Genomic DNA, 19,560 nt, shown 5'->3' with positions numbered 1-19,560 from the left:
CCGGACGATCGCACAGCCTTGCGCAAGGGGAACTTCTTTGGGGAGGGTTGACCGAAACGAAATGGATGTATGGGGAAAACCCCCGATGCGATTTGTGAGCATCAGTCCTGAAGGTGGCGAAGAAATCGGTTAACGTCCCCAAGTGAGACAGAAGTTGAGGGTGGCGGCCTACGCCATATGCGTCCGGGACGGACAGATCCTCCTCGCCCGCTCGCCCGCCCAGGACGGCACGCCCGAGTGGGTCCTGCCGGGCGGCGGCATGGAGCACGGCGAGGACCCCTACGACACGGTCCGGCGGGAGGTGGAGGAGGAGACCGGGTACCGCATCGAGGTGACCGGACTGCTCGGCGTGAACTCCTCCCACCGCGTCTTCCGCAACGGCTTCGGACCTCCCGTCGACCATCACGGCGTCCGGCTCGTCTACGAGGCCCGGATCATCGGCGGCGAACTGCGCTACGAGGTGAACGGCTCCACGGACCTCGCCGCCTGGCAGGACCTGGACGCCGTGCCCGGCCTGGTGCGGATCTCGATGGTCGACATCGCCCTGCGGATGTGGCGCGAACGCCCGGCCACCGGACGGCTGGCCGACGCCCTGGAGTAGGGCCGGACCGCACGGCGGTTCAGGTGCGGTACCCCGGAAGATGAACGCCGCGTGACCGGTTGCGGGCCGGATCCGGAGCGGGCGACGACGCGCAGGGTAGCCCAAGATCCACGTCCGGTGATCGGCGCTGCGCGTTGCCCGCTCGTTCACGCGCAGGTCATTCCCGGTGCCAACGATCCAGTACGAGCGGGGTGTTCACGTCGTGAACGCCCCGCGACCACTGCCGACGCGTTCGCACTCGGGGAGAGAAGCGCATGTCGCGCACACGCTCAGTCGCCGGCTCCGGCCAGGGCATCCACCGTCGTTCCGTCCTCGCCGCCACCGGCGCGGTCGCCCTCTCCGCGGGCGTCGGCTACGCCCTGCGGCCCAGCGACAGCCAGGCCGCCACCGCCCGGGAGAGCACCACCGCCGTGGCCGCGTCCTCGCGCCGGGCACCGGCCGCGCCGCTGGCCCCGTACACCAAGGGCACCACCCTCGCCTCCGTCGCCACCCCGCGCGGCAGCTCCGGCTACCGGCGCCTGGGCGACGGAGCCGGCTGGAAGCGGGTCGTCCGCTCCGACCTCGCCGCGCCCAAGTCCGGCCGCGCCGGGCGCCGTACCGCGCTCGCCGCGTTCGTGCAGCTCACCGATCTGCACATCATCGACGCCCAGCACCCGCTGCGCCTGGAGTACCTGCGCTCGGCCGACATCCACGCCTGGCGGCCGCACGAGGCGCTGACCGTGCAGGGCGCGATCGCGCTCGTGGAGCGGATCAACGCGCTGCGCGGCGCCCCCGTCACCGGCGCCCCGCTGCACTTCGCCATGACCACCGGCGACAACACGGACAACAACGCCACGTCCGAGCTGGACTGGTTCCTGAAGATCATGAGCGGCGGGCGCATCACGCCCAACTCCGGTGACCCGCGCCGGTACGAGGGCGTCCAGAACAGCGGCCTCAAGCAGTACTGGCAGCCCGACGCCGCCGTCCGCGACAGCGACAAGCAGGCCGGGTTCCCACACCTGGACGGCTTCCTGAAGGCCGCCATCCGGGAGGTCCGCAGCCCCGGCCTCAACCTGCCCTGGTACTCCACGGTCGGCAACCACGACTCCCTGCCGATGGGCTGCTACGCCTCGCACGGCGACTCCTACCTCACCGAACTGGCCGTCGGCGGAAGGAAGCTGATGAACGTGACCGCGGCCGAGGCCCAGCAGCTCCAGGCGCAGATCAAGAAGGCCCGGGACCCCCAGGGCGTCCGCTACCACGACTTCCTCAAGTCCCACGCCCGCTCCATGCGTTCGGTCACCCCCGACGAGCGGCGGGCCCCCTTCACGCAGGCCGAGTACCTGGAGGCCCACCTGGACCCGGCCCACCGCGGCGTCGGCCCGGCCGGCCACGGCTACTCCTCCGCCAACCTGGACACGGGCACCCAGTACTACGCCTTCCGCATCTCCGACGACGTCATCGGCATCAGCCTGGACACCACCGACTCCGGCGGCCACTACGAGGGGTCCATCGGCACGGCCCAGATGAAGTGGCTCGACAAGACACTGCGGGACAACAAGGACTCCTACGCGGTGATCTTCAGCCATCACACCAGCAAGACGATGACGAACCTGCGCAGCGACCCGGCGAGGCCGAACGAGCGCCGCCACAACGGCCAGGAGGTCCTCGCCCTGCTCGGCAGCCACCCCAGGGTGCTCGCCTGGGTGAACGGCCACATCCACAAAAACGTCATCACCCCGCACTCCGCGTCCGGCGGCCGCTCCTTCTGGGAGATCTCCACCGCCTCCCACGTCGATTTCCCGCAGCTGGCCCGGGTCATCGAGCTGGCCGACAACAAGGACGGCACGATCTCCCTGTTCACCACGCTGGTGGAGTCCTCGGCCCCGCACCGCACGGACTTCTCCGACCTCTCCCAGACCGGCCTCGCGGCCCTCTACCGCGAGCTGTCCCTCAACGCGCCCGGCGCGCGCACGACCCTCGGCGGCGACCCGAAGGACCGCAACACCGAACTGGTGCTCAAGAAGGACTGAAAACCGCTCAACTGCCCGGCAGCGGTCAACCCCCGTCAGGGCGGCCGGAGTCCCCTCTCCCGACACGACTCGATATGACGTGACAGGGGGAAACGGGGACATGAACAGACGCGCGCGTACGGCGGCCCTGACGGCGGCGACGGCGGTGGCACTGGCGGCGGCCCTCACGGCTCCGGCGGTGGCGGCGGGCCCGGTCGTCGCATCCGGCGGTCACGACGCGACCGGGCGGGCCGTCCGGGCGGCGGTCGCCGACGGCGTCCCGGGCGTGACGGTGACGGTACGGCGGGGCCACGGCACCTGGGCGGCCACGGCCGGCGTCGGCAACGTGAAGACGGGCAAGCCGCGTTCGGTCCGGGACCACTACCGCATCGCCAGCATCACCAAGACGTTCGTCGCCACGGTCGTGCTCCAACTGGAGGCGGAGGGACGGCTGTCGCTCGACGACACGGTGGAGAAGTGGCTGCCGGGCGCGGTCCGGGGCAACGGCAACGACGGCCGCCGCATCACGATCCGCCAGCTGCTGAACCACACCAGCGGCATCTTCGACTACCTGGAGGACCCGGGCTTCCAGCAGACCTACATGACCCCGGACGGCTTCATGAAGCACCGCTTCGACGAGGCGGCCCCCGAGGACCTGCTCGCCATCGCGATGAAGAACCGGCCGCACTTCGAGCCCGGCGCGTCGTTCGCGTACTCCAACACCAACTACCTCCTGGCCGCCCGGGTGATCGAGAAGGCCACCGGCAACGACTACGGCGCCGAGATCGACCGCCGGATCATCGCCCCCCTGCACCTGACCTCCACCTCGGTCCCCACCACCCGCGTGACGCTGCCCCGGCCCAGCAGCCGGGGCTACTCCAAACTGGCCAGGGAGACGACGGGCCCGACCTACGACGTCACCGAACTGAACCCACGCCTGGCCTACGGCTCGGGCCAGATGGTCTCCAGCTCCGCCGACCTGACCCGCTTCTTCTCGGCGCTCCTGCGCGGCGAGCTGCTCCCGCGGGAACAGCTGAAGGAGATGAGGACGACGGTCCCCTCCAGCCGCGACACCAGCCGCTACGGCCTGGGCCTGGTCGACCGCAAGCTCAGCTGCGGCGTCCACGTCTGGGGCCACGACGGCGGGATCTACGGCTCGAACTCGGACGCGGTGACCACCGGGGACGGCCGCCACTCCCTCGCCGTCAACTTCAACGGCGACTGGTCGGGTAGCACGGACGCGATCATCGAGGCGGAGTTCTGCGACAAGTAGCGCTCTCCGCAGGAGGAGGGGCCGCCGGGCAGGCGCAGGTCGACGTTCCAGACCGGGTCGGGCAGGCCGTACTCGTGGACCATCCGGTACAGGCGGTCCTCCGCTCGTGCCCGGCCCTCGGCGAGCAGGGACTCCACCGCGTCCACCACGTGGGGGCGGCTCAGCAGCCGGGCCTGGTTCAGCTCGCGGACCACCGCCGTCGGGTCGCCGTGCCCGCCGCGGACCGCCTCCGTGAGCAGCCGGCGGACGAGGCCGGCGTCCGCGAGTTCGGCCACCGCGTCGGCCAGTGCGCGGGCGACCGGTGCCACCGGCACCCCCGTGACCTGCTCGGGGGCGGGCATGACAGGTGTGCGGACGATACGCGCGCAGCCCGTGGAGCGCAGCCGCCGCATCCGCGGGACCAGGACGTCGATCGCGTCCAGGGACGGCAGCGGGGGAGTGGAGGAGAAGCCGTGCAGCGTCAGCGCGGCCAGGCCCGTGATCATCACCTCGGGGTAGGCGGGGGCGTGGGGCCGGCCCGCGCCGGGCTGGGCGGGCACCCCGGTGCCGCGTTCCCGCGCCGCGTACATCAGCACCGCGTGCAACCGCTCCTCGCTGGTCGGCGGGCCCGGGTGGAGCAGGACGACGCCGGGGAGGAGCTGCCGCCAGGGGCCGCCCGCGCGGCACTGCTCGTTCGTCTCGGCCGTGGAGACGCCGTGCGAGCGGAGCTGTGTCGTCGTCATCACGCGGGGGCGGCCGCCCCCGGACAGCTCGTGCAGCGGGCGGCGGGAGAGTGGGGGGTTGTAGGTCATGCCCCGCAATTTCCCGCGCCCGGACCGCCTTTGAACCGCTGTTACAGGTCCGTCGACAAAGACGGACAACCCAGCACTAAAGGACGGATGTTCGGATGCCGAAAGCCCCTGGTCCGTTCGGGTGCGGACCAGGGGTTACGGCTCAGAGGGCACTCGTCTCGTAACGATGGAAGAACGCCCGGATCTCAGGTCAGAATTTCTGGACATCATGCGCAGCGCTCCGGCCTTCGGGCCGGAGGTGAAACGAACCTTGTGGCCGTGTCACGTTGTCGTGTGGCGGAGCTGGGCCCCCGCTCGGGACGGTGACGCATCGTTCGCATGTTCCCGATGGCGACGTGGGTTCGACGTGCCTACTGTGATCGTCATGCAGCTCCGGTACGCCTTCAGGTTGTACCCCGACACCGCTCAGCAGGCCGCGTTGGCCAGGGCGTTCGGGTGCGCTCGCGTCGTGTTCAACGACGCCGTGCGTGCTCGCGAGGACGCCCGTAAGGCCGGGCAGCCGTTCCCGACGGCCGGTCAGCTGTCACGGAAGCTGATCACCGAGGCGAAACGGACAGTCGAACGGTCCTGGCTCGGCGAGGTCTCCGTGGTGGTGCTCCAGCAGTCCCTGCGGGACGCCGAGGCCGCGTACCGCAACTTCTTCCGTTCCCTCAAGGGCACGCGCGAGGGACCGAAGATGAGAGCACCACGATTGAAGTCCCGTAAGAAAACGCGGCAGTCGATCCGGTTCACCGCCAACGCCCGCTGGAGCATCACCGGCCAAGGGCGGTTGAACCTGCCGAAGATCGGCGCAGTGAAGGTGAAATGGTCCCGCACGCTGCCCGCCGCTCCCACCTCCGTCACCGTCATCAAGGACGCGGCTGGCAGATTTTTCGCCTCCTTCGTCATCGACACCGACCCCGTCGCCGACGACGCCCGGATGCCCGATACCGAACGCACCATCGGCATCGATCTCGGCCTCACGCACTTCGCGGTCCTCTCCGACGGCACGAAGATCGACTCCCCGCGCTTCCTGCGGCGCGCGGAGAAGAAACTGAAGAAGACCCAGCGGGAGCTGTCCCGCAAACAGACAGGCTCGAAGAACCGAGCCAAGGCCCGTCTGAAGGTCGCCCATGCCCACGCCACAGTTGCCGACGCACGCCGTGAGTTCCACCACCAGCTCTCCACCAGGCTGATCTCCGAGAACCAAGGGATCGCCGTGGAGGACCTGTCGGTGGCGGGACTGGCCCGCACGAAGCTGGCCAAGTCCGTTCATGACGCGGGCTGGTCGTCGTTCGTGAACATGCTGGAGTACAAGGCCGCCCGGTACGGCCGCACCCTGGTGAAGATCGGCCGGTTCGAACCGACCTCCCAGACCTGCTCCACCTGCGGAGCCGTGGACGGACCCAAACCTCTGAACGTGCGGGAGTGGACCTGTACCGCCTGCGGTACTGTCCACGACCGGGACACCAACGCCGCGATCAATGTGAAGACGGCCGCCGGACTGGCGGTATCGGCCTGCGGAGCGTCGGTAAGACCGGGAGCAGTCCCGGCACAGCGCGAAGAAACAGCAAGCCATGGACTCCCCGCCGGAAGCCGTGCCGCGTAGCGGCACAGCAACCGGTGGAGAAGGCCAGAACCTCGGGCTTCACCCGAGGTGCAAGTCAATGGTCAGAGGCCTCGTCGCACGCCTGTCCACGCAACGCCCGTGCCAAGTCGTCACGGGACTCCAGCACCAGCCGGCGCAGCGCCGGGGCCGCGTCCTTGTGGGCGTCCAGCCAGGCGTCCGTGGCGTCCAGCGTCTCCCGCGACTGCTGCAGCGAGGGGAACAGGCCCTGCACCACGTGCATGCCGATCTGGATCGACCGCTCTGCCCAGACCCGCTCGATCGCCGCGAAGTACTTCCCCGCGTACGGCGCGATCAGCTCTCGCTGCGAGCCCTGGGAGAAGCCCGCGATGGTCGCCTCCACCATGGCGTTGGACAGCGCGTCCGACTCCACGACCTGCGCCCACGCCTGCGCCTTGACCGCCTCGGACGGGCGGGCGGCCAGACAGCGCACCTGGTGGCGCTTGCCGGACGCCGTGTCGTCCCGGGTCAGCTCCTCGGCCAGCGCCTTCTCGTCGACGATCCCGTGCGCGGCCAGCGGCTCCAGGAACACCCAGCGCAGCTCCTGGTCGAGGTCGAGACCCTCGACCGCCGCCGTGCCCGCGAGCAGGTCCCGCAGCAACTCGAAGTCGGCCTCGGTGGCGGCCGTCCGGGCGAAGAAGCGCGCCCAGGCAAGCTGGTGCTCGCTGCCCGGCCCGGCCGCGTACAGCTCGCGCCGGGCGCCCTCGGCGAGCAGCCGCGCGGCCGTCTCCCGCCGGGCGGGCGCCGTGTAGTGGGTGACCGCCGACTCCGCCCACGCGTGCAGCATCTGCACGACGCCGATCTCGGACTCGCGCCCGCCGAAGCGCAGCACCAGCTCCACGAAGTCCCGGGCCGGGAGCAGCGCGTCACGCGTCATGTTCCACAGCGCCGACCAGCACAGGGCACGCGCCAGCGGGTCGGTGATCGCGCCCAGGTGCTCGCGCAGGGTCGCCAGCGACGTCTCGTCGAAGCGGATCTTGCAGTAGGTCAGGTCGTCGTCGTTGACCAGGACCAGGTCGGGAGCCTCGGCGCCGGCCAGGTCCGCGACGACCGTGCGGGCGCCGTCGACGTCGGTCTCCACGCGCGCGTAGCGCTCCAGCGCCCCGCCGTCCGCCACCCGGTACAGGCCCACCGCCACCCGGTGCGGACGCAGTTCGGGGTGGGACTCGGCGGCCTCCTGCACCACCGCCAGCTCCTCGATACGGCCGTCCGGGCTCAGCAGCACCTGCGGCGTCAGCGAGTTCACCCCGGCCGTCTGGAGCCAGGACCGCGACCAGGCGCTCATGTCCCGGCCGCTGGTCTCCTCCAGCACCGACAGCAGGTCGCCGAGGCGCGTGTTGCCGTAGGCGTGCCGCTTGAAGTAGCGCCGGGCCCCCTCCAGGAACGCCTCCTCGCCGACGTACGCCACGAGCTGCTTCAGCACCGAGGCGCCCTTGGCGTAGGTGATGCCGTCGAAGTTGAGCTTGGCGTCCTGGAGGTCGCGGATGTCCGCCGTGATCGGGTGCGTGGAGGGCAGCTGGTCGGCCCGGTAGGCCCAGGCCTTGCGGCGGTTGGCGAAGGTGATCCAGCCGCCCGCGAAGCGGGTCGCGCCCACGAGCGAGTACGCGCCCATGAAGTCGGCGAAGGACTCCTTCAGCCACAGGTCGTCCCACCACTCCATGGTGACCAGGTCGCCGAACCACATGTGCGCCATCTCGTGCAGGATGACGTTGGCCCGGCCCTCGTAGGACGCCTGCGTCACCTTCCCGCGGAAGATGAACTCCTCGCGGAACGTCACCAGGCCCGGGTTCTCCATCGCGCCCAGGTTGTACTCGGGCACGAACGCCTGGTCGTACTTCCCGAACGGGTACGGGTAGTCGAAGTGGTCGTGGAAGAAGTCCAGGCCCTGCTTGGTGACCAGGAAGACGTCGTCGGCGTCGAAGTAGGGCGCGAGGCCCTTGCGGCACAGGGCGCCGAGCGGGATCTCCAGCGTCGTGCCGTCGGCGAACGTACGCGTGTAGGAGTCCGTCACGTAGTGGTACGGGCCCGCCACCACGCACGTGATGTACGTCGAGATCGGCTTGGTCTCGGCGAACCGCCACACCCCGTCGGTCTGCTCACCGGCCCCGTTGCTCCACACCGTCCAGCCCTCGGGCGCCCGCACCTCGAAGCGGTAGGGGGCCTTCAGGTCGGGCTGCTCGAAGTTCGCGAAGACGCGGCGCGAGTCGGCCGGCTCGTACTGCGTGTACAGGTACACCTCGCCGTCCTCGGGGTCGACGAAGCGGTGCATGCCCTCGCCGGTGCGCGAGTAGGCGCACTGGGCGTCGACGACCAGCTCGTTGTCCGCGGCCAGGTCCTCCAGCGTGATCCGGGAGCCGTCGAAGACCTGTCCGGGGTCCAGATCACGGCCGTTGAGTGAGACGGCCGTCACACTCGGGGCGATCAGGTCCGCGAACGAGCTCGCCCCGGGCTCGTTGCAGCGGAAGCGGACCGTCGTGACGGATCGGAACGTGCGGGGCCCGTCCCCGGGGTCCTCACCGACCGCGGACCGCAGGTCGAGGGACACCTCGTACCCGTCGACGCTCAGCAGGGCGGCCCGCTCCCGGGCCTCGTCGCGGGACAGATTCTCACCGGGCACGGGCGGCACTCCTCAAACGTCGTGGGGTACGGCTGAACAGCACCGATCCTGCCATGTGCCCCTGACGCGGGGCAGCCGGGAATGACGGGAGCGCGTACCGGCGTTGCCCGGGAAACGGCTTCCTGCTGAGGAGAGACATGTCGGACAAGACCCCCGTCGACTTCTGGTTCGACCCGCTGTGCCCCTGGGCCTGGATGACCTCCCGCTGGGTGCTGGAGGTGGAGAAGGTCAGGGACATCGAGGTGCGCTGGCACGTCATGAGCCTCGCCGTCCTGAACGAGAACCGGCTGGACGAGCTGCCCGAGGAATACCGCGACATGCTGGCGACCAAGGCGTGGGGTCCCGTCCGGGTCGTCATAGCCGCCCAGCAGGAGAAGGGCCCCGAGGTCCTCGGCGACTTCTACACCGCGCTCGGCACCCGCATCCACAACCGGGGCGAGGGCCCCGGCAAGGAGACGGTCGCCGCCGCCCTGAAGGACGTCGGCCTGCCCGACTCCCTCCTGGACCACTGGGACTCCACCCCGTACGAGCCGGAGCTGCGCGCCTCCCACAAGGAGGGCATCGACAAGGTCGGCCAGGACGTCGGCACCCCGGTCATCGCCGTGCCCGGCGCGGACGGCGAGCAGATCGCCTTCTTCGGCCCGGTCGTCACCCCGGCCCCGCAGGGCGAGGAGGCCGGCCGCCTGTGGGACGGCACCCTCGCCGTGGCCTCGGTCCCCGGCTTCTACGAGATCAAGCGCACCCGCACCAAGGGCCCCGACTTCTCCAACCTGTAGGCCTCACGTCGAGGCGTCGGCTCCCGGGTTCTGCAACTCCTCCGGGAGCCGGCCCCCGCCGGATCGACGGTCCCAGGGCTGGTACCACCGGCAGCCCGCGGCAGTGCAGCGCCACAGGTCCGTGCGGTTCGTCCCGAGGGCCTTGCGCTCCGCGGGCTTGAGCGGCGCGAACACCTGAGTGCCACTGCCCCCACAGGTCGGGCAGTGCTTGTCCTTGAAGAACATCAACGCCTCCTAGCCATCACCGCCAGGTCAGGGAAGTCGGTCACCACCGCGTCGACTCCCAGGCGGTAGTACAGCGCGTATTCGGCGAACGCGTCCCCGAAATCGTTCGGTCCGCTCCCGTGTCGCAGTTCCGCGGGCAGGAACTGGTTCTCCGCGCGGAAGGTGTACGGCCCGATCCGCAGGCCCGCCGCATGCGCGTCCGCGACGAGGCTCGTGCCGGCGACCGAGGACTTGTCCGGCCCGATCCAGTCCGCGTACCGCGCGATATCCGCCAAGCCCGCCGGCGTCATCATGTCCCGGTAGGTCGTCGACGGCAGGTCGTACGGCCCGCCCGCCGTGCCCAGCGCCTGCCACAGCGGCACGCCCAGCCGCTCCGCCGCGATCCTCTGCAGGCTCGTCGGCTCGAAGGACTGCACGACGCACTCGCGCCGGCCGAGCCGGTTGCGACGGATCAAGGCGGCGAGCCTCGGCTCCAACGGCAGTCCGATCGAGCGGAAGTACGTGGGGTGCTTCGTCTCCGGGAAGACCGCGACGGTCCTGCCGTGCTCCCGCGAGAGCCGCCGCGCCAGATCCACGACCTCCTGGAAGGTCATGACCTCTTCCCGCCCGTCGAAGACGGTGTTGCGGTTGCGGACCGCGGGCAGCCGCTCCACCGCCCGCAGCGTCTTCAGCTCGGCCAGCGTGAAGTCCTCCGTGAACCAGCCGGTGACGGCCCGCCCGTCGACCGTCTTCGTCGTACGGCGGCCCTCGAACTCCGGCCGGCGGGCCACGTCGGTCGTCTGGGAGATCTCGTTCTCGTGCCGCACCACCAGCACGTGGTCCTTCGTCGGCACCAGATCCGGTTCGATCCAGTCGGCCCCGGTCTGCACGGCGTACGTGTACGACGACGCCGTGTGCTCCGGGCGCCAGCCGGCCGCGCCGCGGTGGCCGATGACGACCGGGCCGCCGCCCGTGTGGGGTGCGGCGCCCGCCGGGGCGGCCGTGCCGGCGGTGGCGGTCCCCGCGGCCACCGCGAGCAGGAGGGATCTCCGTCCGAGCTGCATACAACTCCCCTTTGTCGAAGACAGGTTCACTTGCGGGCCCGGTCCCGGGCCAGCGCCAGCCGGTCCAGGTGCTCCGCGTAGCCGCTCGTGTAGAACGCGGCCCGGTCCGGGTCCGGCTCGACGACCGCCGTCGGTTTCGTCCACGCCCGCGCGTCCAGCCCGACCCCGTACCGCCCGGCCGCCGCCAGCACCGCGCCCCGGGCGCCGACCTCGCCCTCCACGACCCGCAGCGGCCGCCCGAGCACATCGGCCAGCAGCCGCATCCAGGCGGAGCTGCGGGTGCCGCCGCCGCAGACGGCCAGGCTCCCGGTGAGGCCCGCCGCTTCCAGGCAGTGCCGGGCCGCGTACCCGATGCCCTCACAGGTGGCGCGGACCAGATCGCCCCGGGTCGACTCCAGCGAGACACCCGTGAGTTCGGCGCGCAGACGGGGTTCCACGAAGGGCGCGCGCTCCCCGGAGGGCGCGAAGTACGGCAGCACGCGGACGCCGTGCGCACCCGGCGGCGTCCCGGCCAGCAGGCCGTCCACCTCGTCGTGCCGCACTCCGGTCGTCGACAGCACCCAGTCCAGCGCCGCCGTGCCGACCATCGCGGGCATGGCGCGCAGCCAGTGCCCGGGCCGGTCGGTGGAGATGTGGAGACCTGCCGGTTCGCCGGTCAGATCGAGCTCGGTGGTGGCGACCAGGCCGGCCAGACAGGTGCCGACGATCAGCAGACCGTCCCCCGGTGACGTCACCCCGGCGCCCAGCGCGCAGGCCGGCAGATCGTAGGGCCCGTTCGCGATCCGGGTCCCGGGCGGCAGGCCCTCACCCCGCGCCTCGGCGGTCGCGACCGGGTCGCTGACCGGGGCGAGCAGGCCCCGGCGGTGCGCCAGCCCCAGCAGCTCGACGACCCGGTCGTCGTACGTCCGGGTCCGCGGGTCCAGGAACGGCATCGACGCGTCCGACACATCCGTCGCCGGACCGGCCCCCGTCAGCCGCTGGAACACCATGTCCTTGCAGTACAGGGCCGCCTTCGCGGTGTCCAGCGCCTTCGGCTCGTGCCGGTCCAGCCACGCAAGCAGCGGTCCCGGGCAGCCCGGGAACATCGCGCTGCCCGTGCGCCGGAACACCGACTCGAACGTGCCGTCCGCCAGCCACCGGTCGACCAGCTCGTGCGCCCGCCCGTCCATCCAGGAGGCGGCCGCCCGCACCGGCCGGCCCTCGCCGTCGACCAGCCACACCCCGTCGCCCTGCCCGGTGAGCCCGGCCAGCTCGACCGGTCCCGGGACCCGCCCGGTGACCTCCCCGAGCACGGCGACGACCGCCCCGTACACCTCCTCCATGTCCTGCTCGACGACCCCGCCGTGCAGGGCGAGCTCCACCGGGCGGGACGCCACGGCGAGTTCACGGCCCGTGGCGTCGAAGGCCGCCGCCTTGACCATGGACGTGCCCACATCGATACCGACGTACATGCGGCTCTCCTCCGGGTCCTCAGGTCAGACAGTGCGCGAGCGGCTCCCCGCGCACCCAGCGGCCCACCTCTTCGGCGGCGATCCGGGCGGCCTTCTCCGCGACCGCCCGCGACGCCCCGCCCAAGTGGGGTGTGAGGACCACGCGTTCGGCCAGTCCCAGCAGCCGGGACTCCGCCGGCAGCGGCTCCCGCTCATAGGTGTCCAGAGCCGCCGCCGACACCCGCCCGCTCTCCAGCGCGTCACACAGCGCGCCCTCGTCCAGCAGCGGGCCCCGGGCCACGTTCACCACCACCGCGCCGGACGGCAGCAGCGCCAGCTCCCGGGCGCCGATCAGCCCCCGCGTCTCGGGCGTGAGCCGGGCGTGCAGGGTGATCACCTGGGAGCGGCGCAGGAGGTCGTCGAGCGAGGTCACGCGCAGGCCGTGGATCTCGCCGTGCACATACGGGTCGTGGACCATCACCCGGGCCCCGAACGCGCACAGCACCCGCGCGACCCGGCTGCCGACGGCCCCGTACCCGACCAGACCGACGGGCAGGTCCTCCAGCTCCAGTCCGCTCCGCTCGTAGGTGTAGTACGTCGCGCCCTCCCAGCTGCCCTGCCGGACGAGCGGGTCGTGGGCCTGGGGGATGCGGCGCAGGGCGGCCAGCATCATCCCCACGGTGAACTCGGCGGTGGCGGCGGCGTTGCGGCCCGGCGCGAAGCACACCCGCACGTCATGGTCCTTGGCCGCGTCCAGGTTGACGTTGACCGGCCCGCCCCGGCAGACCACGACCAGTTTCAGATCCGGGCAGGCGGCGAGGACCTTCCCGGTGACCGGCCCCATCTGCGTGACAAGGACCTCCGCCCCGGCCAGCGCCTCGATCATCGCGTCCTCGGCGTCACTGGCCTCCTGCACCTCGGCGACCGGCCCGAACGGCTCCAGCGGCCAGCCCAGTTTCACTTCCCGGACGTCCGCCCGCTCCACCTCGTGCTCCACCGCCCGCGTGATCAGCGACGGCAGGACGAAGTGGTCACCGGCGGCCACGACACGCACGCTGTTTCCGTCAGTCATCGCAGGGAAGCTCCCGTCTCGGCGTCGAAGACATGGGTGTGCCGGGGGTCGGCGGCGACCCGGACCCGCTCGTCGTGGGCGAGTCGCACCTCGGGATCGGTGAGGACGACCAGATGCCGTTCGACACCGTCCAGGGCGAGGGTCGCCAGGCCCGACTCCGGGAGCGGTTCATGGGCGACGACCCGGGCGGGCAGACCGTCCTCGGCGGTGAGGCGGACGTCCTCGGGGCGGATCCCGACCACCACCTTCCGGCCCTCGTCCACCGGGACGGGCAGCGCGATCCGCACCGCGTCGGAGAGCCGGGCGTGGCCGTCGCCGGCGATGCCGGGCAGCAGGGTGATCGCCGGTTCGCCGACGAAGTCCGCGACGAACACGTTGGCCGGACTGTCGTAGATCTCGTAGGGCGTGCCGAGCTGCTGGATGACGCCGTCCTTCATCACGGCGATCCGGTCCGCGAGGGAGAGGGCCTCCTCCTGGTCGTGGGTGACCAGGATCGTGGTGTGGCCCGAGTCCTTCTGGATGCGCTTGAGTTCCCTGCGGGTGGAGTCGCGCTGGGCCGCGTCCAGGTGGGAGAGGGGCTCGTCGAGGAGCAGCACGTCCGGTTCGCGGATCAGGGCGCGGGCCAGGGAGACACGCTGCTTCTGGCCGCTGGAGAGGCCGGCCGGGCGGGCGCCGAGGAGCTCGGTCAGACCGACCCGTTCGGCGATGTCCTTCACCTTGCGCTCGACGTCACCCCGGGAACCGCGGGCGGCCCCGCGCCGGGCCTTCAGCCCGAACGCCAGGTTCTCCGCGACCGACAGCGGCGGATACAGCGCGTAGTTCTCGAACGCGACCCCGATGTTCCGCTGCTGGGCGGGCCGTTCGACGACCGACGCCCCGCCGACCAGGATGTCCCCGCCGGTGACGGACTCCAGCCCGGCGATCATCCGTAAGGTGGTCGACTTGCCGCACCCGGACGGCCCGAGCAGCCCGAGCAGCTCCCCGGACCGCAGGGTCAGATCGATCCCGCGGACGGCGTCGACCGAGGGCCGCCCCCGCGACCGGTACGTCTTTCGCAGTTCACGTAGCTCCAGTCCCGTTCCGCTCGCCATGGCCGCCCTTCGTGCCGCAAACCTCGTAACGGACCTTGTGCTCGTCCAGATCCCGCAGTGCCTCCGGCGACGCCCCGTCGTCCACGAGGAGCGTGTCGAAGCGGGACAGCGGGACGACCCGGTGCAGGGCGACCCGGCCGAGCTTGGTGTGGTCGATCAGCAGGACGTTGCGTGCCGCCGCGTCGAGCATCGCCCGCTTCACCGACACGATGTGCTGCTCCTGGTGGTAGGCGTAACCCCCGTGCACCGCCGACGTCGACGCGAAGCACACGTCCACGCGCAGCTGCTGGACCGCCTCCACGCACGACACCCCGAGGAACGAGGAGTGCAGCGGGTCGTAGTCGCCGCCCAGTGCCATCAGGTGGATGCCGCGCTGGTCGGTCAGGAGGTTGATGGCCTCCAGAAAGTTGGTGACGACCGTCAGCGGCGTGACCTCGGCCGTGCGCAGCCGCCTGGCTATCTCCAGGGTGGACGTGGAGTCGTCCAGCAGGATCGCCATCCCGGGCTCGACCATCCGCAGCGCGTGCTCGGCGACGGCCGCCTTCTCGGCCCGCATGCTCTTCAGCCGGTACTGCACGTTCGACTCGAAGACCCCCGACGGCTGCGCGGTCACCCCGCCCCGGAACTTCCGTACGATGCCCTGCCGTTCCAGCTCGTCGAGGTCCCGGTGGATGGTCATCAAACTCACCCCGAACCGCTCGGCGAGCTCCGCCGCCGTCGCCGAGCCGTCGGCCAGCACCTGCTCGGCCATGGCGGCCTGCCGCGCCGCGGGCCCCTGCTGTCCACCACTGCTGTTGCTGCTCATGGCTGTGTCTCTATCCGTCGTCCCGGTCGCTCCGGCCGGTCGGCCTCGAACAGCAGCAGGTTCTCAGGCCGGACCACGAGCCGTACCGGATCGTCCGCACGAAGGCGCGCCGCGTCCGCCCTGGGGGCCACCAGCGACACCCGCCGCTCCCCGGACCCGAGCCGCACGGTGACCTCGACGGACCGGCCGAGCACCTCCGTGACGTAGACGGTCCCGGTCAGTTCGTGGCCCGCGCCGCCGTGCAGGGCGATGTCCCGGGGACGCAGGCCCACCAGCACCTCCGTGCCCGGCGCGGCCGGTGCCCGGACCGGCAGTTCCACACCGCCGTCGGAGCGCACGCCGCTCTCCGTCACCACGCCCGGCAGCAGGTTGATCCGGGGCCGGCCGAAGGCCCGCGCGACCTCGGTGTCCTGCGGCCGGTACCAGATCTCCTCCCGCGTGCCCGTCTGCACGATCCGGCCCTCCCGGATGACCCCGATCCGGTCGCCGAGCGCCAGCGCCTCCACCGAGTCGTGGGTCACGTAGAGGGTGGTGGTGTGCTGCACGGCCCCGATCGCCTTCAGCTCGGCCCGCATCTGCTGGCGCAGCTTGGCGTCGAGGTGGGAGAGCGGCTCGTCGAGCAGGAAGGCTCGGGCGGGGCGGACCAGCACCCGGCCGAGCGCGACCCGCTGTCGCTGGCCGTTGGACAACTGGCCCACGGGCCGGTCCAGCAGCCCGGAGATGCCGAGCAGCTCGGCGATCGCGCCGATCCGCTGCCGGGCCTCGTCGGCGGGCAGTCGGTGCCGGGGGGAACGCAGCGGCGAGGCGAGGTTGTCGTAGGCCGAGCGGTGCGGGTAGAGCGCGTAGCTCTCGAAGCACATGGCCACACCCCGGTCGTAGGGCTCGACCCCCCGCATGTCCTCGCCGTCGAGCACGACCGTGCCGGAGTCGGGCTGTTCGAGCCCGGCGACGGTCTTCAAGGTCGTGGTCTTGCCGGCGCCCGACGGGCCCAGCAGACAGAAGAACTCGCCCTCCCGCACCTCCAGATCGAGCTCGTCGAGCGCGAGGGTCTTCCCGTAGGCCTTGCGTATCCCGCTCAACCGGATCATGACTTCACCGCCCCGAACGACAGGCCCCGCACCAGATACCGCTGGATCGTCAGCGCCAGCAGCAGGGGCGGTACGACGGAGACCAGCGCGGCGGCGGCCGTGAGGTTGTACTTGGGCCGGTCCCCGCCGAGGAACGACAGGGCCCCCACGGTCACCGTCTGCGCCTCGTTGGAGGTGAGGATCAGCGGGAAGACGAAGTTGTTCCAGGCGAAGATGAAGGCCAGCAGGGACACGGCCGCGATGCCCGGCTTGACCAGCGGCAGGGCGACGCGGAAGAACGCCTGCTTTCGGGTGTAGCCGTCCAGCAGGGCCGCCTGCTCCAGCTCCGGTGTCAGATCGGCGAAGTAGGACCGCATGATCCACACGATCAGCGGCAGCGTGACGAGTTGCAGCACCCACACCATGCCGACGTACGTGTCGAACAGCCCGAGCTTCTGGTAGAGCACGAACAGCGGGATGATCACGGTGAGTTCGGGTGCGAAGCGGAACGACAGCAGGGTGAACATCAGGTTCTCGGAGCCCTTGAACCGCCAGCGCGCCGAGGCGTACGCCGCCGGCAGTCCCACCACCAGCGACAGCGCGACCGCCCCGACCGACACCACCAGGCTGTTGACGAAGAACCGCACGAACGGGATGCCCTCGCTGTCGCCGAGGACCGTCCGGTAGCCGTCGAGGGTGGGGGAGAAGGAGAAGTAGGTGGAGAAGAGCTGGTCGGCCGGCTTCAGCGACAGGATCACCATCCAGGCGATCGGGAACAGCGCGAAGACGAAGTAGAGGACGAGGGCGGCGTCGCACACCCACCCCACCAGGCGTTTCCTCATGTGGTGACCTCCGCGGCCTTTCGCTGGATCTTCCCCAGGTGTTTCACCAGCACCATCGCCGCCAGGTACACCACGGCCCACAGGACGATCGTGTAGGAGATCCCGAACGAGTAGCGCTGGAAGCGGATGGCTTCCAGGTACGCCCGGATCTGGAGCACGACGGTCGAGTCGCCCGGCCCGCCCTCCGTGAGCGCGTAGATGATGTCGAACACCTTCAGCGAGTCCATGAACCGGAAGATCACCGCGACCAGCACGTACGGCCACAGCATCGGCAGGGTCAGGCGCCGGAAGGTGTACCACCACCCCGCGCCGTCCACGGCCGCCGCCTCGAACGGGGAGGTGGGCAGCGACCGCAGACCGGCGAGGGCGAGGATCGCCACGAACGGGGTGTAGACCCAGACGTCCACGGCGATCGACGACAGCAGTGCGCCCGTCGGGGTGTCGGTCCACTGCACCCCGCCCAGCCCGAAGGGCTCGAGCAGATGGTTGACCACTCCGACCGACGGCTGGAGCATCAGCTTCCAGATGATCGCCGCGATCACCGGGGCGATCATCAGCGGCAGGATCAGGATCTTCTCCAGCACCCGGCCGATCAGGCTCGAGCGGTACAGGAGCAGGGCGACGGCCACGCCGAGCACGGTCTCGGCGAGGGCCGCCCCGACCGCGTACAGCACCGTCACCCACGCCGAGTTCCAGAACGCCTCCTGGGTGAAGACGGCACTGTAGTTCTCGAACCGCACCATGTCCGGCTGCGGTTTGCTCGCCGAGAAGTCGAACAGCGTGTAGTACAGCCCGAGCCCGAAGGGGTAGAGGATCCCGCAGGTCAGCAGCAGTGCGGGGACGATCAGGAGGTACGGCCGCAACGCGAGCCGCATGGCTAGCCCACCTTGCCGGCGAGGTCGTCCGCCAGCCCGTCCAGGACCGACTTCGCGCCCTTGCCGCCGTAGATCTCCTGGAGGGCCGAGGCCCAGCTGGTCGTCGCGTCGAAGAACTGCGCCTGCGGGGTGAACTGGATCTTCGTCTGGTCGACGACCGTCTCGAAGGTCTCCAGGAAGCCCGGCAGGTGCCGCATCTTGTCCTTGTACGCCGCGTCGTCGGCGACGGACTTGCGCACCGGGTCGATGTGGTTGTGGGTGATCGCGCTCCTGCGCAGGTGCTCCTTGCCGGTCGCCCACTGCAGGAACAGCCAACTGGCGCTCTTCTTCTTGCTCTTGGCGTTCATGCCGAGCGACCAGATCCACATGTTGGTGGCCAGCGACCCGCCGGGCCCCTTCGGCCCCGGATGGAAGGCGATCGTCCCGGAGGCGGGGCTCGCGCCCTTCACCGCCTGGAAGTAGGCGGCCGTGTCGGCGTCGAACAGCATCCCGGCCTTCTTCGCGCCCAGGTCGCTGGAGCACTGGTACCAGGTGTACGACGTCCAGGACGGCGGCCCGCCCCGCTTGACCATGCGGGCCCAGTCCTCGGTGAAGGCGACGGCCTCGGGGCTGTTCATGGCGGGGGTGAGCTTCCCGCCGTCGACCGTGAAGTCCTTCAGTCCGTTGCGGGCGTACATCGTCATGAAGCCGGGGTGGATGGTGGCCCAGCTCCTGGATCCGCGTACGGCGATCCCGTACATCCCGTCGAAACCGGCGCCCGGTGCCTTGCGCTTGATGGTCGCGGCGAGTTCGGTCAGCTCGTCGAACGTCTCGGCCGGCTTCACGCCGAGCTTCTTGAACAGCTCGGTGTTGTAGGCGACGACGTTGGTCTCCCAGCCCCACGGCAGCGCGTACTGCCCGCCCTGGCCGAGCGGTGCGCCCGCCTTCAGGGACCACTGGTCGGCCTGGAGCAGGTTGGGGAAGAAGTCCGCCTGGTCCCATTCGGCGCCCGTCGCCGAGGAGTTGCGCATCCAGGGGCCGAGGTCCTCCAGCCAGTTCGGCGGCCCGTACTGCCACACCATGTACGCGCCGAGCATGAAGACGTCGTAGGAGGCACGCCCGCTGGACAGGTCCACGGTGAGCTTGTCGAAGTAGTTGTCCTCGGGGAAGACGTCGTACTCGACCTTGATGCCGGTCTTCTCGGTGAACGACTTCAGGTCGGCTATCAGGGCGTCCGTGTACGGGTGCTTGTTGAGCAGCGCCTTGACGGTGGTGCCCTTCTCCCGCTTCCAGTCGAAGGAACCGGTGACGTCGTCCGCCGCGGACCCGTCGCCCTTGTCGTCGTTCCCGCCGAAACCGGCGCCGCAGGCCGTGAGCAACGGGGCCGCCGCCGCCCCGGCGGCGAGGGCGAGGAAGCGCCGGCGGTCGTGCACGTGCGTGTCCATCCGTACCTCCGCGTGGAGCCTGGTTAACACG

General features: G+C 70.6%; 16 protein-coding genes and 1 pseudogene. 5 read left to right on the top strand and 12 right to left on the bottom strand.

All coding sequences use genetic code 11. The features are described 5' to 3' along the window. Positions 1-142: 142 nt before the first annotated feature. From K4G64_RS15850 to K4G64_RS15840, 3 genes and pseudogenes are all read left to right on the top strand, one after another. On the top strand, positions 143-601 hold the full coding sequence (locus tag K4G64_RS15850; protein WP_308122384.1) for an NUDIX hydrolase: 459 nt from the start codon (positions 143-145) through the stop codon (positions 599-601). A 254-nt stretch (positions 602-855) separates the two neighbouring features. Next, positions 856-2,613 (top strand): TIGR03767 family metallophosphoesterase, encoded by a 1,758-nt coding sequence (locus K4G64_RS15845; protein ID WP_221756683.1) that lies wholly within the window; start codon positions 856-858, stop codon positions 2,611-2,613. Between the two features lie 100 nt (positions 2,614-2,713). Continuing rightward, positions 2,714-3,691, top strand: a pseudogene (locus tag K4G64_RS15840) (serine hydrolase domain-containing protein); the annotation flags it as partial. Positions 3,692-3,741: 50 nt separating this feature from the next. Here K4G64_RS15840 and K4G64_RS15835 read toward each other — a convergent pair. Then, complete coding sequence (locus K4G64_RS15835) at positions 3,742-4,656, bottom strand: hypothetical protein (protein WP_260460502.1); 915 nt, start codon at positions 4,654-4,656, stop codon at positions 3,742-3,744. A gap of 364 nt (positions 4,657-5,020) precedes the next feature. Here K4G64_RS15835 and K4G64_RS15830 point away from each other — a divergent pair, with 364 nt between their 5' ends. Further along, the gene (locus K4G64_RS15830; RefSeq protein WP_221756681.1) at positions 5,021-6,244 is read left to right on the top strand and encodes an RNA-guided endonuclease TnpB family protein; all 1,224 of its coding nucleotides are present in this window, start codon (positions 5,021-5,023) and stop codon (positions 6,242-6,244) included. A 55-nt stretch (positions 6,245-6,299) separates the two neighbouring features. On the opposite strand, the gene pepN is transcribed toward K4G64_RS15830, so the two are convergent. Then, complete coding sequence (gene pepN, locus K4G64_RS15825; protein ID WP_221756680.1) at positions 6,300-8,879, bottom strand: aminopeptidase N; 2,580 nt, start codon at positions 8,877-8,879, stop codon at positions 6,300-6,302. Positions 8,880-9,016: 137 nt separating this feature from the next. Between pepN and K4G64_RS15820 the strand changes: the two genes are divergently transcribed. Continuing rightward, entirely contained in the window at positions 9,017-9,655 is a 639-nt protein-coding gene (locus K4G64_RS15820; protein WP_221756679.1) for a DsbA family protein, read from the top strand. Positions 9,656-9,658: 3 nt separating this feature from the next. Here K4G64_RS15820 and K4G64_RS15815 read toward each other — a convergent pair whose 3' ends face one another. Genes K4G64_RS15815 through K4G64_RS15770 form a run of 10 tightly spaced genes read right to left on the bottom strand, consistent with a single transcriptional unit; the run spans position 9,659 to position 19,529 of the window. Then, the gene (locus K4G64_RS15815; RefSeq protein ID WP_221756678.1) at positions 9,659-9,880 is read right to left on the bottom strand and encodes a hypothetical protein; all 222 of its coding nucleotides are present in this window, start codon (positions 9,878-9,880) and stop codon (positions 9,659-9,661) included. Beyond that, entirely contained in the window at positions 9,880-10,923 is a 1,044-nt protein-coding gene (locus K4G64_RS15810; protein ID WP_221756677.1) for a glycerophosphodiester phosphodiesterase family protein, read from the bottom strand. Before K4G64_RS15810 ends, K4G64_RS15815 begins: the two co-directional genes overlap by 1 nt. A 26-nt stretch (positions 10,924-10,949) precedes the next feature. Continuing rightward, positions 10,950-12,374: an FGGY-family carbohydrate kinase gene (locus K4G64_RS15805; protein WP_221756676.1), complete on the bottom strand. Its 1,425-nt coding sequence runs from the start codon at positions 12,372-12,374 to the stop codon at positions 10,950-10,952. Between the two features lie 19 nt (positions 12,375-12,393). Further along, the gene (locus tag K4G64_RS15800; protein ID WP_221756675.1) at positions 12,394-13,425 is read right to left on the bottom strand and encodes a 2-hydroxyacid dehydrogenase; all 1,032 of its coding nucleotides are present in this window, start codon (positions 13,423-13,425) and stop codon (positions 12,394-12,396) included. Continuing rightward, positions 13,422-14,516, bottom strand: a complete 1,095-nt coding sequence (locus tag K4G64_RS15795) for an ABC transporter ATP-binding protein (RefSeq protein ID WP_221756674.1) — start codon at positions 14,514-14,516, stop codon at positions 13,422-13,424. Before K4G64_RS15795 ends, K4G64_RS15800 begins: the two co-directional genes overlap by 4 nt. Further along, a complete protein-coding gene (locus K4G64_RS15790) occupies positions 14,485-15,321 on the bottom strand; it encodes a DeoR/GlpR family DNA-binding transcription regulator (protein WP_221756673.1) in 837 nt (278 codons plus the stop codon). The genes K4G64_RS15795 and K4G64_RS15790 overlap by 32 nt, the downstream gene beginning before the upstream one ends. Beyond that, entirely contained in the window at positions 15,318-16,409 is a 1,092-nt protein-coding gene (locus K4G64_RS15785) for an ABC transporter ATP-binding protein (protein WP_221756672.1), read from the bottom strand. The genes K4G64_RS15790 and K4G64_RS15785 overlap by 4 nt, the downstream gene beginning before the upstream one ends. Continuing rightward, entirely contained in the window at positions 16,406-17,230 is an 825-nt protein-coding gene (locus K4G64_RS15780) for a carbohydrate ABC transporter permease (RefSeq protein WP_260460501.1), read from the bottom strand. The genes K4G64_RS15785 and K4G64_RS15780 overlap by 4 nt, the downstream gene beginning before the upstream one ends. Beyond that, positions 17,227-18,105: a carbohydrate ABC transporter permease gene (locus tag K4G64_RS15775; RefSeq protein ID WP_221756670.1), complete on the bottom strand. Its 879-nt coding sequence runs from the start codon at positions 18,103-18,105 to the stop codon at positions 17,227-17,229. The genes K4G64_RS15780 and K4G64_RS15775 overlap by 4 nt, the downstream gene beginning before the upstream one ends. Before the next feature lie 2 nt (positions 18,106-18,107). After that, entirely contained in the window at positions 18,108-19,529 is a 1,422-nt protein-coding gene (locus K4G64_RS15770) for a sugar ABC transporter substrate-binding protein (RefSeq protein WP_221756669.1), read from the bottom strand. Positions 19,530-19,560 lie beyond the last annotated feature (31 nt).

It is taken from the genome of Streptomyces sp. WAC04114 (assembly GCF_019733245.1).
Lineage (GTDB): Bacteria > Actinomycetota > Actinomycetes > Streptomycetales > Streptomycetaceae > Streptomyces > Streptomyces massasporeus_A.
Note: the sequence above shows the minus strand (reverse complement) of the source record. Positions and strands in the feature narration are given on the sequence as shown.

What these genes read in the sequence shown, in the direction of transcription:
- K4G64_RS15800 (WP_221756675.1), bottom strand. Translation starts at nt 13,425, where the DNA reads ATGACTGACGGAAACAGCGTGCGTGTCGTGGCCGCCGGTGACCACTTC.
- K4G64_RS15775 (WP_221756670.1), bottom strand. Translation starts at nt 18,105, where the DNA reads ATGCGGCTCGCGTTGCGGCCGTACCTCCTGATCGTCCCCGCACTGCTG.
- K4G64_RS15835 (WP_260460502.1), bottom strand. Translation starts at nt 4,656, where the DNA reads ATGACCTACAACCCCCCACTCTCCCGCCGCCCGCTGCACGAGCTGTCC.
- K4G64_RS15790 (WP_221756673.1), bottom strand. Translation starts at nt 15,321, where the DNA reads ATGAGCAGCAACAGCAGTGGTGGACAGCAGGGGCCCGCGGCGCGGCAG.
- K4G64_RS15815 (WP_221756678.1), bottom strand. Translation starts at nt 9,880, where the DNA reads ATGTTCTTCAAGGACAAGCACTGCCCGACCTGTGGGGGCAGTGGCACT.
- K4G64_RS15770 (WP_221756669.1), bottom strand. Translation starts at nt 19,529, where the DNA reads ATGGACACGCACGTGCACGACCGCCGGCGCTTCCTCGCCCTCGCCGCC.
- K4G64_RS15780 (WP_260460501.1), bottom strand. Translation starts at nt 17,230, where the DNA reads ATGAGGAAACGCCTGGTGGGGTGGGTGTGCGACGCCGCCCTCGTCCTC.
- K4G64_RS15845 (WP_221756683.1), top strand. Translation starts at nt 856, where the DNA reads ATGTCGCGCACACGCTCAGTCGCCGGCTCCGGCCAGGGCATCCACCGT.
- K4G64_RS15805 (WP_221756676.1), bottom strand. Translation starts at nt 12,374, where the DNA reads ATGTACGTCGGTATCGATGTGGGCACGTCCATGGTCAAGGCGGCGGCC.
- K4G64_RS15810 (WP_221756677.1), bottom strand. Translation starts at nt 10,923, where the DNA reads ATGCAGCTCGGACGGAGATCCCTCCTGCTCGCGGTGGCCGCGGGGACC.
- K4G64_RS15820 (WP_221756679.1), top strand. Translation starts at nt 9,017, where the DNA reads ATGTCGGACAAGACCCCCGTCGACTTCTGGTTCGACCCGCTGTGCCCC.
- K4G64_RS15785 (WP_221756672.1), bottom strand. Translation starts at nt 16,409, where the DNA reads ATGATCCGGTTGAGCGGGATACGCAAGGCCTACGGGAAGACCCTCGCG.
- K4G64_RS15795 (WP_221756674.1), bottom strand. Translation starts at nt 14,516, where the DNA reads ATGGCGAGCGGAACGGGACTGGAGCTACGTGAACTGCGAAAGACGTAC.
- K4G64_RS15830 (WP_221756681.1), top strand. Translation starts at nt 5,021, where the DNA reads ATGCAGCTCCGGTACGCCTTCAGGTTGTACCCCGACACCGCTCAGCAG.